A 15,338-nucleotide genomic window follows, 5' to 3' on the forward strand; every position below is an offset into this window, starting at 1 on the left:
ACCCCGTAACTCGTCGCAACGTGAAATAAGGTTCGGTATTCCCGCCAATAGCTCAGACAGAGCAGAACCTGATCCTCCAGGCTTAACTTGGGCGGTCTGCCTTTGGCAGAGACATGCTTCTGCAATTACTCAACCATCAAATAGAAAGTTGACCATGAGATGCCTGTGTATCGCTTGAACTGAGGATCAGAAAGCTTGTTTGAATCGATGTATTTCATCCGCAGCTTATGCACGAATGCTAAGAAATCCGGAGTGCAAATATTAACCAAAAGGAAGATCGCTTTTTGATTTATGAAAGAGATCTAATAACGATCATTTTTTGATTTATAAAATAGATCTTATATAGAAGATGTTTTTTTAATAAACAGAATAGTCATTAATGGTAAGTTATGACTGAGAATAAATTAAAATTCAAAATATAAAAAAAGGAAGTCCTCTATAAGACACTTCCTCGTAAAATTTTTTTATCGCTATCTTTGATTAAAAATAGATCAGGATTCAGATGCATCTTTTTTTTAATGCAAGTAAAGAATTACATGATTCTCTCTTTAAACTTAAAGAGCTCATTACTTTGAGCATAAAAAGACCGACCGTCCATATTTAAGTCGACTTCAAGACCTGACTGTAAAAGAACTTTCTTACCAACTTCGACCCATTTAAAGCCTTGGCGAATATTTTGCTGTTTATTTAATGGAATAAGAGAAACCAGGATTTCAGTGCCATTGGCTGCTTTAGCAATTAAATTATTAAATTGATTCATTGTGTTACCTATTATTTTAATGTTTCTTCTATTTTTGAAAATAGAATAAAACTAGGGATTTCAAAAAATGAGAGGGAGCCTGATTTGCAGGCTCCCTCTAACGAATGTTGTCGATTAAAGAGCGACAATATTCACAGCATTAAGACCTTTTTGACCTTCAACAATGCTGAAAGAATCCTGTTGACCTTCAAATAAAGTTTTGAAACCTGAACTGCTAATTTCTCGGAAATGAGCAAAAACGTCTGGACCTGATTCTTGTTGAATAAAGCCAAAACCTTTAGTTTCGTTGAACCATTTTACTGTGCCAGTAACTGTATTAGACATAAAATAACCTTTTGATTTTTAGTATTTTTCGAATTAAATAAACGAAAATATGCTGAGAATAGGAAAGAATTGAAATGATGATCTGAAAAAAAGAATGCTTATAAAATAATTAAAAACGACGATACTTAAAGAAAATAGAATAACAATACTTTGTATTTGATATTCATCATACACTTTATATCAAAATATTCAATAAAAATTTAAAATATTATATAAATAATTAATAAGATATTGTTCATGCATAGCTTATTAATCGTCTTAAGTCCTGCTTGAAGCTATCTAAAGTCGCTACATAGCATTTGCTGAATACAGACTTCTCCTTAAACATTAACTGATCTATACACGGTGTCACAAAGCGCTACAGCTTCCATGTATGCCCCATAGTATTTTAGAAAGGCGCCTAATAAGCGATATAACTCCTTTGAATGTGAGTGAACAATCGCCGTCATTTAAATAATAGAAGATAAAAAACAAAAGCTTAAAGCCAAATTTGTTTTTTATCAAAAGGGTAATAATAAGGAAGTCACATGAAAGAGACCAAGAGTGAGCTAGCAGGTACTGATCGTCCGGATTTGAAAAATCATAATGAGAAGAATGCCCAGCTTGATGCATACCGTCGTGATGCAACTGGGCAGGCTCTGACCACCAACCAGGGGGTGAAAATTTCTGATAACCAGAATAGCCTGAAAGCTGGTACCCGTGGTGGAACTTTGCTGGAAGACTTTATCTTTCAGGAAAAAATGACGCATTTTGACCATGAGCGTATTCCTGAACGTATTGTGCATGCCCGTGGTGTGGCAGCACATGGTGTATTTAAGGCTTATCCTGGCAATGAGCGCTTTACCAAAGCTGGATTCCTGACCGATACTGAGCGCGAGACTCCTATGTTTGTGCGCTTTTCTACCGTACAGGGTCCACGAGGTTCAGCGGATACAGTACGTGATATTCGCGGTTTTGCGATGAAGTTCTATACTCAGGAAGGGGTATATGACCTGGTGGGAAATAATGCACCAGTATTCTTTATCCAGGACGGAATCAAGTTCCCGGATTTCGTGCATGCGATGAAGCCTGAACCACATACCGAGATTCCTACTGCACAGACTGCGCATGATACATTCTGGGATTTCGTTTCTCTTGTACCTGAAACTGCCCATGCGGTGATGTGGGCAATGTCTGACCGTGCTATTCCACGTAACTTCCGTTCAATTCAGGGCTTCGGTGTCAATACTTTCCGTATGATCAATGCGGATGGTAAAGCAGTTTTTGTTAAATTCCACTGGACACCAAAACAAGGTCTGACCCAGCTGACTTGGGATGAGGCACAAAAACTGGCAGGTCGTGACCCAGATTTTCATCGTCGTGATTTGTATGATGCAATTGAGTCAGGCAATTATCCAGAATGGGAACTAGGTGTACAGATCGTGCCTGAAGCTGATGAGCACAAGTTTGATTTTGACCTGCTGGATGCGACTAAACTCATTCCTGAAGAGCTTGTACCGGTTACACCAATCGGTAGCTTTGTACTTAACCGTAATGTGGAAAACTTCTTTGCAGAAACCGAGCAGGTGGCTTTCTGTCCGGCACATATTGTACCGGGGATTGATTTCTCGAATGACCCATTACTACAGGCACGTGTGTTCTCCTATACCGATACACAGTTGATTCGTCTGGGTGGACCAAACTTCCACCAGATTCCAATCAACCAGCCAGTTTGCCCATTCCATAATAATCAGCGTGATGGTTATCATCAGCGTGCGATCCATCGTGGACAGGCCTCTTATGAACCAAATTCTATCGATAATAACTGGCCAACGGAAACCACACCGGCAGCGTCGAATGGTGGTTTCGAAAGTTATGCCGAGCGTATTGACGGACGTAAGATTCGTGAGCGTAGCCCATCATTTAGTGACCACTTTACCCAGGCACGATTGTATTACCGCAGTCTGACGCCATATGAACAACGTCATGTGGTGAATGCTTATGTTTTTGAGCTGAGCAAGGTGCAACGTTTGTATATCCGTGAACGTGAAGTGCTAGAAATTCTGTGCAATATCGATCTGGATCTGGCTCAGCAGGTGGCAACCAAACTGGGGATTGTAATTCCGCCAGAAAAACTGAATGTGGAATTGCCGGAAGTAACGCCATCTAAACGCATTTCTCTGGAAGCCTTCCCGGCGCCCGATATCAAGGGCAAGAAAATTGCTGTTCTAGTGCATGACAAGGTTAATCAGGCGAATGTGGATGCGGTATTGGCTTGGGCCAAGGAAGAAAGTGCCATTGCTGAGGTACTCGCTCCGACACCTGCACCTGTATTGAGCAGCAATGGTGCAGAAGTAATGGCAGACGGTATGCAACGAGGTGAGCCATCAGTACTTTATGACGCCGTTGTTATGGTCGATGGTGATAATTATGACCAGGTGTTGAAAGACGGCACGGCTAAACACTACATCATTGAAGCTTACGTACACTTAAAGCCAATTGTGCTCTTGGGTGAAAAAGCTGACCTGATCAATACTTTAGGCCTGGTCGCTGATGAAGGCACGCTTTCACATCAAGACTTCAAGTCAGTCGCTATGGAATTAAAGCAACTGATTATGAAACATCGTGTTTGGGCGCGTGAACCAGTATCAGAAATGATTCCAGGTTAAAACAGCCAAGTCAAAAAAAAACTCCCTCAAATTGAGGGAGTTTTTTTAGGCTGTATAATTTAAATCAATCAGCTCGTATCTACATCTGTTTATCCACAAATGTATTCTGTTCAAATGCAATCCAAATGAGCGCCACAAAACCTATCCAGATGAGTAAAATCCTTATAAATTTTTAGACTTGATAACTGGATTCATTATTTATTTCAGATGAACTTCTTTATTTTTCACCAGGCGGCCAGCGGCGGTTTACGGAGTTACCTGCATTATTATAATGAATCACTTTGGCATAATTTCCCACGGCTGTGGCATTTTCAGGAATGTCTTTAGTGACCACACTACCAGCACCGATCGTGGCATTGTTGCCAATTTTGACATTATCAATAATGCAGACATTCGGCCCAATATAAACATTATCGCCGATATAGGCTGCCTGTTTCCCGCCATTGGCACCAATGGTCGTAAATTGTGACAGATTCACATTGTTACCAATGATTGTAGTGGGGTTCACTACTACAGGTCCACCATGGCCGATATATAATCCATAACCAATTTGCGTACTGCAATGAATGTCGATGCCGTATTTCTTTTTCTTATAATAAAAAATAGGATAGGCCAATTTCGCAATAAATGAGTTGGAAGAGGCCAGACGCAACCAGAAGCTAAAATTAAAACCGCGGTTAAACAGATAGTTTTTAATCAGAGATTTTGCTGAAATATTACCGCAATAGCGATACAGATCACTAAGAATAAGTTGCCAGATCATGACTGAGCATCGGATAGAAAAGACAGCGTATTTTGCGCTGAAATGAATAGATTCGGAAGTCAGCAAGACTAACGGATTTTATAAAAATCACAATTGAAAAATTGTATGAATCTACTTTTAGAAATGTAATCAGGACTTGTGCCACCATCAAGTGCAGCCTATATTAAGCTTACGGTAGGTCAAAAAACCATGCGACGCTACCAATAAGTTGGACGGATCAATGACAGTTAGTTGAGCTCGAATTTCGATTCAGGCAATAAATCTAGCACTAGCCATCCAACACAGAGCCCGCAGCGATGCGGGCTTTTTAATGTCTGGTTTTTAGTTTTGTCTGTGCGATTAAAGGGAGTAGCAACAAACTATTCATTTGGTTCTGCAATCCATCTTATGCCGGAATAATATCCTGCTAAAAAATCTTACATATTCGTTTGAAAGCCTTTTAAATAAATATGTTATAAGAATTTAGAAGATCAGAATTAATAAATCCAAATTAAAAGGAGGGCACCGCAATGACAAAAGAGATGATTGATGTGCAAGTCAAAAACCAGTATGGAAAAATCCTTAATGTAAAAGCATTATTGCGCGCCGGTGTCCAGCATAGAGATCCTTCCCAACGTTTAGAACAGCAAGTTGAATACATTGTGGTGGACGATGAAATTATCCGACCAACGATTGAATTACTATTTGCCAGTGAGCAAACAGACTGTATTTATCGTGTTATGGAGCCAAAATAGGAAACTATTTTTCAGTTAAGTCTGGAAATATAGAGGCTATAGCTCATCTAAGGATGGGCTATTTTTTTAAATCCTATTATTTCAGATTAACTGATTAAAAATAAATGCCAGCAGATGATAACGAACTAAGGGATGAGGATCGGATACTTCGCTACGGTTTATACGGATTTGTTGGCATACCTGTCCTAAGTCATGTTTTTGTACAAGGAGATATTCTTGAGACAGAGGATCGGGTTGAAGCCTGAGCTGGCGACTTTGAGACTTCAAATTAAAAGCATTCAGGCATTCTTCTATATTTTGGTGAAGCTGAAATAGGACGAGGGCTTGAGTGTTATGTTGATGAGCATATCGCATAATTTAGATTCTATTCTTATCTATTATTATGCACTTAGCTTAACGCGATTTTTAACTCAATGCCTGAATAGTAGATAGTTCAAGCATTGAGTTAATAACTTGTCAACGAGCTTAAACTTAAAAACTTTTTAGAGTGACATTCACATCATAACGACCAAATTCTTCCAGAATCTGCTGAAGCGTTTGTTGTCCCAATGCATCTGCAGCTGCAATTTGTACTTCCTGATTGGTCTTGCTGTCAAAGCATTCAATCGTCTGAATCAGCCATTGATGTTCATAGGCAGTTTTCTCAATCAGTATGCGACGTGGTTGCAGCGCATCACTGATCTGGCGAGGCAAGACATACGTGATCGCCAACTGAATATGTTCTAGTTCATCCGCAGCACTGACAAAAGTAATGACCCAGTTTCCCACCTTACTCACTTGCATGGGATTATCAAAGGCACCGAATTCAAGATAGTGTTGCATAAGCGTGGGAAGAATAAAAAGTAATACATTCTATATGGCTTTAAATCCTTAATATAGCTATGCATCTATAGTCGAAAGTAAATGAATACAACTACTTTTGTACGAATTAAAATTATATTTTTCAATTAAATAGAAAATTTTTTTCGCTGGACTTATTCATCTTTAAACTTAAGATAGACTTAAAAAGACTGAATCTATGGAGAGTTTTAAGCTTGAGCACGCAGTATGGATAAAGCATGGCTAATTTGCTTGAACAGTCGGTTTAACTCTTGTGAAGGCATGCGGCTTTCCTGGAGAAGTGTCAACCATTGCACCTGACAGACTTTTAAGGCATCGATATCTGGTGCTTGAGTAATATTTTGAATGTGTTGTTTGGCCAATAAGCCACAGTATTTTTTTAAACTGTCTAGCATCAAGCTGCGTATTTGTTCTTGGTTGAGTGCTATATAGGTAATGTCAGCAGGTACGTCAGGCACGTGGGGCGTGGCAACTAATGTCGTGGTAATCGGCGCTTCAAGATCAGCAGATGGGGCAGGACGGGTGATTGAAGTCTGAATATTTGATTCAGGAAAGTGTGGAAATGAAGCTTTTACTGAGTTATTAGTAGGCGCTGAAGTCTGTGCTGACTCTGTACCGAATACTGCATTTGAAGTCTCTAACTCTTGTATTTCAATCAGTCCTATATCACATAATTGTTGCAGCAAATCATGTGGTGCAATACGCGCTTTAAATTGAGGTGTGAGTAAATCAAAATCTTCAGTGCCAATTAAAACCAAAAGACGTCTTTGACGTGCATTAAGCTCGACATTACGATGTTGAAGAACATGTAGACCCTTTGCAGTTTTTGAATAGCGCATCATACCTGAATGCCTTATATACAGAATTCAGGTAGATGCTAATATGAGAAAATTACACTAATATGAAGATGTTGTTAAATTTACTTAAAATTAAAGTGTTGTAATTGCAGTATTTTCTAAAGCCTTACGCAGATAAGGATCGAGATCCTCCTGACGAAGCAGCCATTGCACATAGTCAGCAGGCAGTTCAGCAATCGCAGTGCCACGATGCTTACCAAAATTGATGGTACGTGGAATACGCGCATCTTCAGAAGCTTCATATAGTTCTTCAATACTGCTGATTTTCAGGTGATGCACAATATGCATCAGGATATTTGCGGTCAGAATAATATCCATATCGGCACGATGCGCTTTACGGATCATTTCCCGGGCGCGTTCGCTGCCTTTGGTAATCATATAGATTAATGCAGAGATATTATGCGCTTCAGCCTCTGGCCAAACCCGGCGGGCGAGAGCAAGGGTGCAAATTGCTTTAATATTCGATGAGTCGACGCCACATTTTTCTAAGGCACGAATATCATAATCAATATTATGGCCAATGATATAAGTGGTTTCTTGCGGGAGTTCAAAGCTGCTGTAATGTGTTTGTCCTTCCAGATCTGATTCCAGAATATGGTGCACGGCCATGGCTGCAAAAGAAATCGGTTCATCACAGCTATAGAGCTGATCAAACAGTCGGCTTTTATCCAAGCTGATTTTATGGTCCAGAATGTCCACAGGCGCATACGCAATTTCAATCGGCTGACCGTTTAGTGTATGGGTTTCAGTGTCGAGAATGATGGCCTGCATGACGAAAATTTGCCTGAAAAAGGTGAGGATTAAAATCTAACATTATTATTTCACTACTGACAATTGGAATGCCTGATTTTTACTTTTAATTGAAGGCTTTTTGACTGATACAGAATATTTTTAAACTGAACTAATAAATAAAGGTTTTTGTAGTTTATGTAATAATTTCAAGAGCTTAAGTTTATTATGCCGAAATCAATCGAAACTAGAGCTGTATTTGTTAGATAAATAACAAAATAATCTCTTGCCATTAATAGAATAACTTGGGAAATTAATCTCTAGTTTTATCATTTGATAAAACTATAAAAATCATAAGAGACAATAATTAAGACAAGGATAAGATCGATGAAACGTCATGTATTGACTGGTTCTCTACTCGCCCTAAGCGTAGCTTTAACTGCGTGTAATGATAGTGATGATGATGGTAATTATGAGTCCAAACCCGCTATTCCAGTAAATAATATTGCCAATCCAGTTGTAGCAACGCCTGTGGCTTATACCGAAACGGACCTGACTGCTGTTGCCGATGAAAGCGTGGTTATGACTTATAAGATGTTAGGTATCAATAATAGCGAAACCCAGGCAACGGCACTGGTTTTCACTCCAAAAGGAACACCTCCTGCGAAAGGTTGGCCGATAGTTGCATGGGCACATGGTACGACCGGTGTGGCTGATCAGTGTGCACCAAGTAAAAATCAGCTTAATAATGACATCACGAATATGATTACTGGTCTCCTTAAGGCTGGATACATTGTCGTTGCACCTGATTATGAAGGCTTAGGAGAGCCGAGTGGCACAGAACTTCATCCTTTCCTTAATCTTAAGAGTGAAGCTTATTCAATTACCGATGCTGTAGTCGCAGCAAAAGACTATTTAGGTTCGGATGCCTCTAATCAATGGATGGCTGTCGGTCATTCTCAAGGTGGTCAAGCGGCTTTAGGCGCTGCCCAATATGCAGCACGTGCTTCTCAAATGACTTATAAAGGTACGGTAGCTTTAGCTCCTGCTTCTAATTTTAGTTTGATTTTGGCAGGTGGTGAGGCTCAAGCTGGACAAGAACCAGATCTGAATAAAAAGATTCAAACTCTAGCATCTTTAGATACTTTTACCGCGCTGATCGTCGCGGGATTGCGTAATCCGAATCCAAATCTGCAATATAGTCAGGTCTTTAAAACACCAACAGATGAGATTGCCAAGAATGCTGAAACAGATTGTTATGATGTATTAGGCAACAAATTTGGTACGGCAATGGGAGCTTATGCTCAAACCAATGGAAATCTGGAAGAATATCCGCGTACTCAAGCTAATTTTATGAGCATTCCAGTGATAAAGAATTTCCTGGATAAAGACTCTCAGCCTTTACAGGTTAAAGTGTCTACACCTGTGATTATTTATCAGGGAGGGGCAGATAAGACTGTTCCAAAAGCTGCAACAGATGTTTTAGTTAGATCAGCAAATCAGAAACAAACCTCATTAGGATATATTACGAACAATTCATGGGATCACGGCAGTGTCTATACATCGAATATTCCTAATATTATTGAAGATGTAAAATCTCTAATGCCAATTCAATAACTTATTTTTATCTATATAGCTCATGTTTTTTTAAGCATGAGCTATTTTTATTGCAAACTGGATAAAGTTCCTAGTCGAAAATAGCAAAGTTCATGCTACAATACGCGCCAATCTTAGCACGGCTTAAAAGCCCTAATTTAATAGGACCTCGCTAATGTTTGCCAATATCTCTATTGCTGAATTTGATCCAGAAATCGCTCAAGCAATCTCTAACGAAGATGCTCGCCAAGAAGCGCACATCGAGTTGATCGCTTCTGAAAACTATTGCTCACCAGCAGTAATGGAAGCTCAAGGATCAAAACTCACTAACAAATATGCAGAAGGCTACCCAGGCAAACGCTACTATGGCGGTTGTGAATATGTAGATGTCATTGAACAATTGGCAATTGACCGTGCTAAAGAATTATTTGGTGCTGATTACGCTAACGTTCAGCCACATGCTGGTTCTCAGGCAAACTCTGCAGTTTATCTGGCGCTTCTTAACCCAGGCGATACAGTATTGGGTATGAGCCTGGCTCACGGTGGTCACTTGACTCACGGTGCGAAAGTAAGCTTCTCTGGTAAAACTTATAACGCGATTCAATACGGTCTAAACCCGGAAACTGGTGAGATCGATTACGAAGAAGTTGAACGTCTGGCAGTTGAACATAAACCACGTATGATCGTGGCTGGTTTCTCTGCGTACAGCCAAATCGTAGATTGGCAACGTTTCCGTGAAATCGCAGACAAAGTAGGCGCGTACCTGTTTGTTGATATGGCTCACGTGGCTGGCCTGGTTGCTGCTGGCGTTTACCCAAGCCCAGTTCAAATCGCTGACGTAACCACGACAACGACTCACAAAACACTTCGTGGTCCACGTTCAGGTTTGATCCTTGCGAAAGCAAACGAAGAAATCGAGAAAAAACTTCAATCAGCTGTATTCCCAGGTAACCAAGGTGGTCCTCTGGTTCACGCGGTTGCTGCTAAAGCGATCTGCTTCAAAGAAGCAATGGCACCTGAATATAAAGCTTACCAACAACAAGTTGTGAAGAATGCGCAAGCAATGGCTGAAGTTCTGATTGAACGCGGTTATGACGTTGTTTCTGGCGGTACAAAGAACCATCTGTTCTTGTTGTCTCTGATCAAACAAGACATTACTGGTAAAGACGCTGATGCTTGGTTAGGTGCTGCTCACATCACTGTAAACAAAAACTCTGTACCAAACGACCCACGTTCTCCATTCGTCACTTCTGGTATCCGTATTGGTACACCTGCAGTAACCACTCGTGGTTTTGGCGAAGTTGAAGTACGTGAACTTGCTGGCTGGATCGCTGACATCCTGGACAGTAAAGGCGAAGAAGCTGTGATCGCTGCGGTTAAAGAAAAAGTTGCAGCTGTATGTGCAAAATTCCCTGTATATGCTAAATAATTGTAGCTGAAGCAGAAAAAAAGCTCCCGATCTGGGGGCTTTTTTTATTTTTTATTTTTTTAATTCAATCAACTAAATAGCTTGTTTACTTAATAATCAATTGCGATCAACAAGCTCAAAAATTCTGCTTTTACAGCTTATGCTTTAAATTCGGAATACAGTAGAGTAATCGTATTGATCTATGGCTTGCGGATGTCGATAATTAAAAATAAAGCTCTGAATATCTGCACTGATACTGGTCTTCATTTCCATACTTGAAAAATGCTTCAAAACATAATCAATCGGAAATACGATCTGCCCATGAAGCTCCAAGCCATAGTAACATTGTGAATTGGCAAACTCGGTACCTGGTATTAACGCCACCATCTGGAGTTCTTCAAGACTTAGCCAATGTTCAGTACAGTTCAATTCAGAACTGATAAAATAACCGATCTGGCTGGTGATCAAGAGCACAGTATTCAGCTTTTGAATGGTCTTGTTAAAGTCAGCTGTCAAAATTCCTAAATGCTTCTTAAATGCCTGAAAAAACTGGTCAAGACGAAGCAGGCTTTCTGGACTATTATCAAAGTTAATGGTCTTTAATGCCTGACTGACATAAAAGGTACGTTCCGAATCCGGATGATGTAGCTGAGCACGCAGACCTTGCATGAAATCCGTGCTACTGTATGTTGAAGTAGATTGTGCAAATGCCATCTTATTCTTCTTTTTATTTCGTTAATTTAGTTTTAAATATATTGCAAATATTTTTTAAATCAAAAATTTAATTTTAATCTGTTTATGAAGATTCATTGAAATGCTCGATCAGGAGAGAGTGCATGCAAAAAACCAAGCTTATTTTGTCGGAACAGGATCTGAACCGTCTGGAGACTATGCTTGAAAATCAACCCAAGCTGACTCCAACCATGCAGCAGCTAGAGGATGAACTGGCACGGGCAGAGGTAGTTAAACCTCAAGATATTCCTGCCAATATCGTTACCATGCATGCACGCGCCTTGGTCACAATTGCTAACCAGACCAAAGAAATTACGCTGGTCTATCCACATGAGTTCAAAGGTGAGCCGGGACAGCTCAATATTGTAGCGCCTGTTGGTGCCGCGATCCTTGGGCTGGCGGAGGGGGAAACCATTGAATGGCCGCAGCCAGACGGTGAAATGATGAAAGTCAAAATAGAAAAGGTGCTGTATCAGCCAGAACGTGAAGGGGACTATTTATAAAGTCGTTCTGATCTCTTGCATAATAGAAAAGCCCCATATCAGTGGGGCTTTTCTATTTGGCTTTGATATTTTGTAATTTTATTAAGATAGCTAAAGCTTAAATCCAACAATATCTTTAACTTATATAAAAAATTCTATGCCTTAAAGGCTTTCCTTTGCAAAATGCTACATGTTATGTTGAAGGAAACCACGTACTATAAAAATTGGTTCAATTGAGTTTAAAGGGCTATGTCACAGATAGATGTTTTGATCCCGATCCAGGATGTTGCAGCAGATCCGAGTGAGATTTTAAGCATCAAGCGTAATGAGCTTGTCCCTTTGCTCAGTGATCAGTACAGGTTGAATCATTATGCCGATCAGTTGATTCAGGCCCAGGCAGTCCTGTTAAATGGGGTTGATCCGCAACTGACCCAACAGCTCAGCCAGACCATTGAAAAAATTATTCAGGCGCTGGCAAATTCCAGAAAATATTTGAAACAGCGCAAGTTTAATGCCTTGCAAAAATGGCTAGGAATTGATCTGGATTATGGCTCCAGTCAGGTTGAGTATTATAAAAATCTGGATCGCTTGCTCGATCAGGCCAGTCATCTCAGCCGTAAACTACAGATTGAAATCCAGAAATCCCAGTCACGCTTCCAACAGCTCACAGGTTTACGTGAACAGATGGCTAAACATATTCTGGCTGCAGAAGAATTTCTGCGGGAATATCCACAGTTTGTGAAAAACCAGCATCCGCTGGATAATTTCTCAGAACGTTTATCCAAGAAAATCCATACCTTAAAAACCCTGCAAGCCAGTAATGATATTGCCATTACCCAGATGCAACTGTCCCAACAGCTTTCCTTTAGCCTGCTGGACCGGTTTAAGGAAGCACAGCAGGTATTGATTCCGGCCTGGCAATATTATGTCAAACAAAGCAACAGTAAACACTCGACAAGTGATCTGGAAAAACTTGATAATAGTCGGGAAAATCTGATTAAAACGTTAAGAAAATCGCTCGAAAAACCCTCGAAAATATAACAAGATAAGGTGAACTATGACCAATCCTGATACTGTGAATCTGCCTGTCAAAAAAGACAATGAAATTGCTGAACAGAAATTTCAGCAAATGAACCTGAAAGAACTGGGTTTACAGCCTGAGGATTTTCAGGAAGTACTGGCAGTGCGCAAGGAATTACAGGAAATGAGCCATAATGCTGTTGCAGAATACGGCAAGAATATTGCCAGCAAGACTGCGACCTATACTGATGAACTGCTCAATCTGGTTCAAAACCGGGATCTGGATACAACAGGTCAGAAACTGAATCAGGTGGTTCAGGTGGCACAGCAGCTGAATGCTTCCAGTATTCTGAGCAAAAATAAAACCTCAGGTTTCTTGGGTAATCTGCTTAATAAATTCAAAGGTGCCAAACAGAATTTTGATACTCATTTTAATACCACCAAAGAACAGATTGATGTACTGGTTAAAGAAATTGAGACTTCACAATCTGGCTTGAAAGCACGTGTATCGACTTTAGATAAAATGTTCGATGGTGTGCAGGATGAATATAAGCAGCTGGGCATTCATATTGCTGCAGGGCGCATCCGTGAACATGAATTACAGCAGGATATTGCTGCATTGACAGCATTACCACAAGATCAGACCACTACCCAGAAAATTTATGACCTGAATCATCTGGCCAATAATCTGGAAAAACGTATCAGTGATTTGCAGGTATTACAGCAATCCGCGATGCAGACCTTGCCCATGATTCGCATTATTCAATCTAATAATCTGATGCTGGTCGACAAATTCTATGCGATTAAAAACATTACCTTGCCGGCCTGGAAGAACCAGATCAGCCTGGCGATTTCCCTGCATGAACAAAAGAACAGTGTCCAGCTTGCCAATAGTATTGATGATGCGACCAATGAGCTGTTACGTCGCAATGCTGACCTGCTGCATCAGAACTCTGTCGACACGGCTCGTGCCAACCAGCGTTCAGTCATTGACATAGAAACACTTGAACATGTCCAAAATACCCTTATTAATACAGTAAATGATGTGATTCAGATTCAGAAAGAAGGCATGCAGAAACGTACTGAAGCGACAGCACGTTTAAAAGCCTTGCAGGATAATCTGAATTATCTGGTCATTGAATCAAGTACAGACAGGGCGGAATAATATTGAGCACCTGTCCCCGGATTTATTAGAGGAGTCAGGTTTGCCACCATTAGATGAGTATGCTGTAAATCCTCGTGAGATTGAGCAGGGTGTCGTTGCACTGAAAAAGCGTCAGAACCGCCTGACCTTACTTAGTGTCACGACGGCCACCGTTGGTATTGCATCCTTAATTGGCCTGTTTCTGCATCAGGAACTTGTCTATGGATTTTTCGGACTCAGTACCGAAGTGCAGCAATTACATCTACCGGTTAGTGTTGATGCCAATTTAGCCAGTATTGGTGACAGCCCCGACTATTTCTTCAGTCTATTAAGCTGGTTTGGCTGGCTGATTCTGAAATTGTTTGCTTCTTTTATTGGTGCATTCTTTGTCGTGCACTTCCTGAAAAAAATCCGTTATTTTTATGTTCGCTTTCAGTCCTTTGTAATGAAATTTGTGGGCTGGTTGATTGCTTTTATCCTGATCTGGGGCGGACTGAGCTACTGGCAGCACGACCTGAATGGTGATCATGATGATGCATATCAAAAGGCGGTATATTACGACAGCAATATCAATGACAGTGATATTGCCCGTTATTTAGTGGATGCGGAAGATATTAAAGCACCGGTGAAGTCCTATTTGCTTGCGCAGACCGCTTTATTGCATGAACCAGCCGATTTATCGGCCGCCCGACCGCATGTACTGCGACTAATTGAGGCGGAGAAAAGCGACAATCAGTTTGATCAATATGGTTTTAAGGCAGAGCAGCTGTGGACCATGCAACAGCAGGTATACGGCAAGGCCCTGACACCGGCAGCTGAATCGGTCAGTACCCAGGTACAACAAGCCAATCAGTTGACTGATATTGTTCAGGTAGTCATCAGTATTATATTGGCCGTATCTGTAGTGATGAGTTTGATTTTCTTTGCATTGGCCAATGCCATTAAAAAACGTTCATTGCGGATTGAACAACGCTTGAACTAAATGAATAAAGCTCCAGTCATAGAGCTTTTCTTTTTATTGTTTTCCCTCGTGGGGAGTAAAGGAAATATGGTTGTTTAATGAAATAGCTATATGCCAATGTATTGAAATCATATTAAAAATTATTTAATAATCTGAAAAAACGATCATTTGTATAAAAACAAACTGTTTTACCTGTGTTTTGATTTATCCTATTATTCTTTCATCGAATAAATTATTACTCCTTTGGAGACGTTAGCAATGTTAGATCAAAATACAGCAGCCCAATTAAAAACCCTTTTAGAACGCCTTGAAGGACCAATCGAACTGGTAGCCACTTTAG

Annotated in this window: 16 protein-coding genes; 8 read left to right on the top strand and 8 right to left on the bottom strand. The window is 40.3% G+C overall.

What is annotated here, in order from left to right; all coding sequences use genetic code 11:
• From C3420_RS17505 to C3420_RS14765, 3 genes are all read right to left on the bottom strand, one after another.
• On the bottom strand, window positions 1-125 hold a 125-nt coding region (locus tag C3420_RS17505; RefSeq protein WP_213064674.1), incomplete at its 3' end, for a transposase family protein.
• Between the two features lie 407 nt (window positions 126-532).
• On the bottom strand, window positions 533-760 hold the full coding sequence (locus tag C3420_RS14760) for a hypothetical protein (RefSeq protein WP_076753817.1): 228 nt from the start codon (window positions 758-760) through the stop codon (window positions 533-535).
• A 114-nt stretch (window positions 761-874) separates the two neighbouring features.
• The gene (locus tag C3420_RS14765; protein WP_076753816.1) at window positions 875-1,084 is read right to left on the bottom strand and encodes a cold-shock protein; all 210 of its coding nucleotides are present in this window, start codon (window positions 1,082-1,084) and stop codon (window positions 875-877) included.
• A gap of 527 nt (window positions 1,085-1,611) precedes the next feature.
• Here C3420_RS14765 and katE point away from each other — a divergent pair.
• The gene (gene katE / locus C3420_RS14770; protein ID WP_103801001.1) at window positions 1,612-3,732 is read left to right on the top strand and encodes a catalase HPII; all 2,121 of its coding nucleotides are present in this window, start codon (window positions 1,612-1,614) and stop codon (window positions 3,730-3,732) included.
• Window positions 3,733-3,949: 217 nt separating this feature from the next.
• Here the strand turns inward: katE and C3420_RS14775 are convergent, their stop codons facing one another.
• Window positions 3,950-4,495, bottom strand: a complete 546-nt coding sequence (locus C3420_RS14775; protein WP_004815307.1) for a serine O-acetyltransferase — start codon at window positions 4,493-4,495, stop codon at window positions 3,950-3,952.
• Window positions 4,496-5,004: 509 nt separating this feature from the next.
• On the opposite strand from C3420_RS14775, the gene C3420_RS14780 reads away from it, so the two are divergent.
• The gene (locus tag C3420_RS14780) at window positions 5,005-5,229 is read left to right on the top strand and encodes a hypothetical protein (RefSeq protein ID WP_103801002.1); all 225 of its coding nucleotides are present in this window, start codon (window positions 5,005-5,007) and stop codon (window positions 5,227-5,229) included.
• Window positions 5,230-5,700: 471 nt separating this feature from the next.
• Here the strand turns inward: C3420_RS14780 and C3420_RS14790 are convergent, their stop codons facing one another.
• From C3420_RS14790 to C3420_RS14800, 3 genes are all read right to left on the bottom strand, one after another.
• Window positions 5,701-6,051: a hypothetical protein gene (locus C3420_RS14790; RefSeq protein WP_103801004.1), complete on the bottom strand. Its 351-nt coding sequence runs from the start codon at window positions 6,049-6,051 to the stop codon at window positions 5,701-5,703.
• A gap of 206 nt (window positions 6,052-6,257) precedes the next feature.
• Window positions 6,258-6,911: a hypothetical protein gene (locus tag C3420_RS14795; RefSeq protein ID WP_103801005.1), complete on the bottom strand. Its 654-nt coding sequence runs from the start codon at window positions 6,909-6,911 to the stop codon at window positions 6,258-6,260.
• An 87-nt stretch (window positions 6,912-6,998) separates the two neighbouring features.
• Window positions 6,999-7,697 carry a DUF3820 family protein gene (locus tag C3420_RS14800; RefSeq protein WP_103801006.1) on the bottom strand — a complete coding sequence of 233 codons (699 nt, stop codon included), beginning with the start codon at window positions 7,695-7,697 and terminating at the stop codon, window positions 6,999-7,001.
• A gap of 345 nt (window positions 7,698-8,042) precedes the next feature.
• Between C3420_RS14800 and C3420_RS14805 the strand changes: the two genes are divergently transcribed.
• The gene (locus C3420_RS14805) at window positions 8,043-9,272 is read left to right on the top strand and encodes an alpha/beta hydrolase (protein WP_103801008.1); all 1,230 of its coding nucleotides are present in this window, start codon (window positions 8,043-8,045) and stop codon (window positions 9,270-9,272) included.
• 154 nt (window positions 9,273-9,426) lie between these two features.
• Complete coding sequence (gene glyA / locus C3420_RS14810; protein WP_103801009.1) at window positions 9,427-10,680, top strand: serine hydroxymethyltransferase; 1,254 nt, start codon at window positions 9,427-9,429, stop codon at window positions 10,678-10,680.
• Window positions 10,681-10,824: 144 nt separating this feature from the next.
• Here glyA and C3420_RS14815 read toward each other — a convergent pair whose 3' ends face one another.
• Window positions 10,825-11,373: a hypothetical protein gene (locus C3420_RS14815; RefSeq protein ID WP_103801010.1), complete on the bottom strand. Its 549-nt coding sequence runs from the start codon at window positions 11,371-11,373 to the stop codon at window positions 10,825-10,827.
• Between the two features lie 122 nt (window positions 11,374-11,495).
• Here C3420_RS14815 and rnk point away from each other — a divergent pair, with 122 nt between their 5' ends.
• The 4 genes from rnk (at window position 11,496) to C3420_RS14835 (ending at window position 15,019) form a co-directional block, all read left to right on the top strand.
• Window positions 11,496-11,894 (top strand): nucleoside diphosphate kinase regulator, encoded by a 399-nt coding sequence (gene rnk, locus C3420_RS14820; protein ID WP_004892459.1) that lies wholly within the window; start codon window positions 11,496-11,498, stop codon window positions 11,892-11,894.
• Window positions 11,895-12,122: 228 nt separating this feature from the next.
• Window positions 12,123-12,914 carry a tellurium resistance protein gene (locus C3420_RS14825; RefSeq protein WP_103801011.1) on the top strand — a complete coding sequence of 264 codons (792 nt, stop codon included), beginning with the start codon at window positions 12,123-12,125 and terminating at the stop codon, window positions 12,912-12,914.
• Window positions 12,915-12,930: 16 nt separating this feature from the next.
• Complete coding sequence (locus C3420_RS14830) at window positions 12,931-14,058, top strand: toxic anion resistance protein (protein ID WP_103801012.1); 1,128 nt, start codon at window positions 12,931-12,933, stop codon at window positions 14,056-14,058.
• A 40-nt stretch (window positions 14,059-14,098) separates the two neighbouring features.
• Window positions 14,099-15,019 carry a hypothetical protein gene (locus C3420_RS14835; protein ID WP_004815335.1) on the top strand — a complete coding sequence of 307 codons (921 nt, stop codon included), beginning with the start codon at window positions 14,099-14,101 and terminating at the stop codon, window positions 15,017-15,019.
• The last annotated feature ends 319 nt before the right edge of the window (window positions 15,020-15,338 follow it).

This window comes from Acinetobacter sp. ACNIH3 (genome assembly GCF_002918965.1).
Classification (GTDB): domain Bacteria; phylum Pseudomonadota; class Gammaproteobacteria; order Pseudomonadales; family Moraxellaceae; genus Acinetobacter; species Acinetobacter schindleri.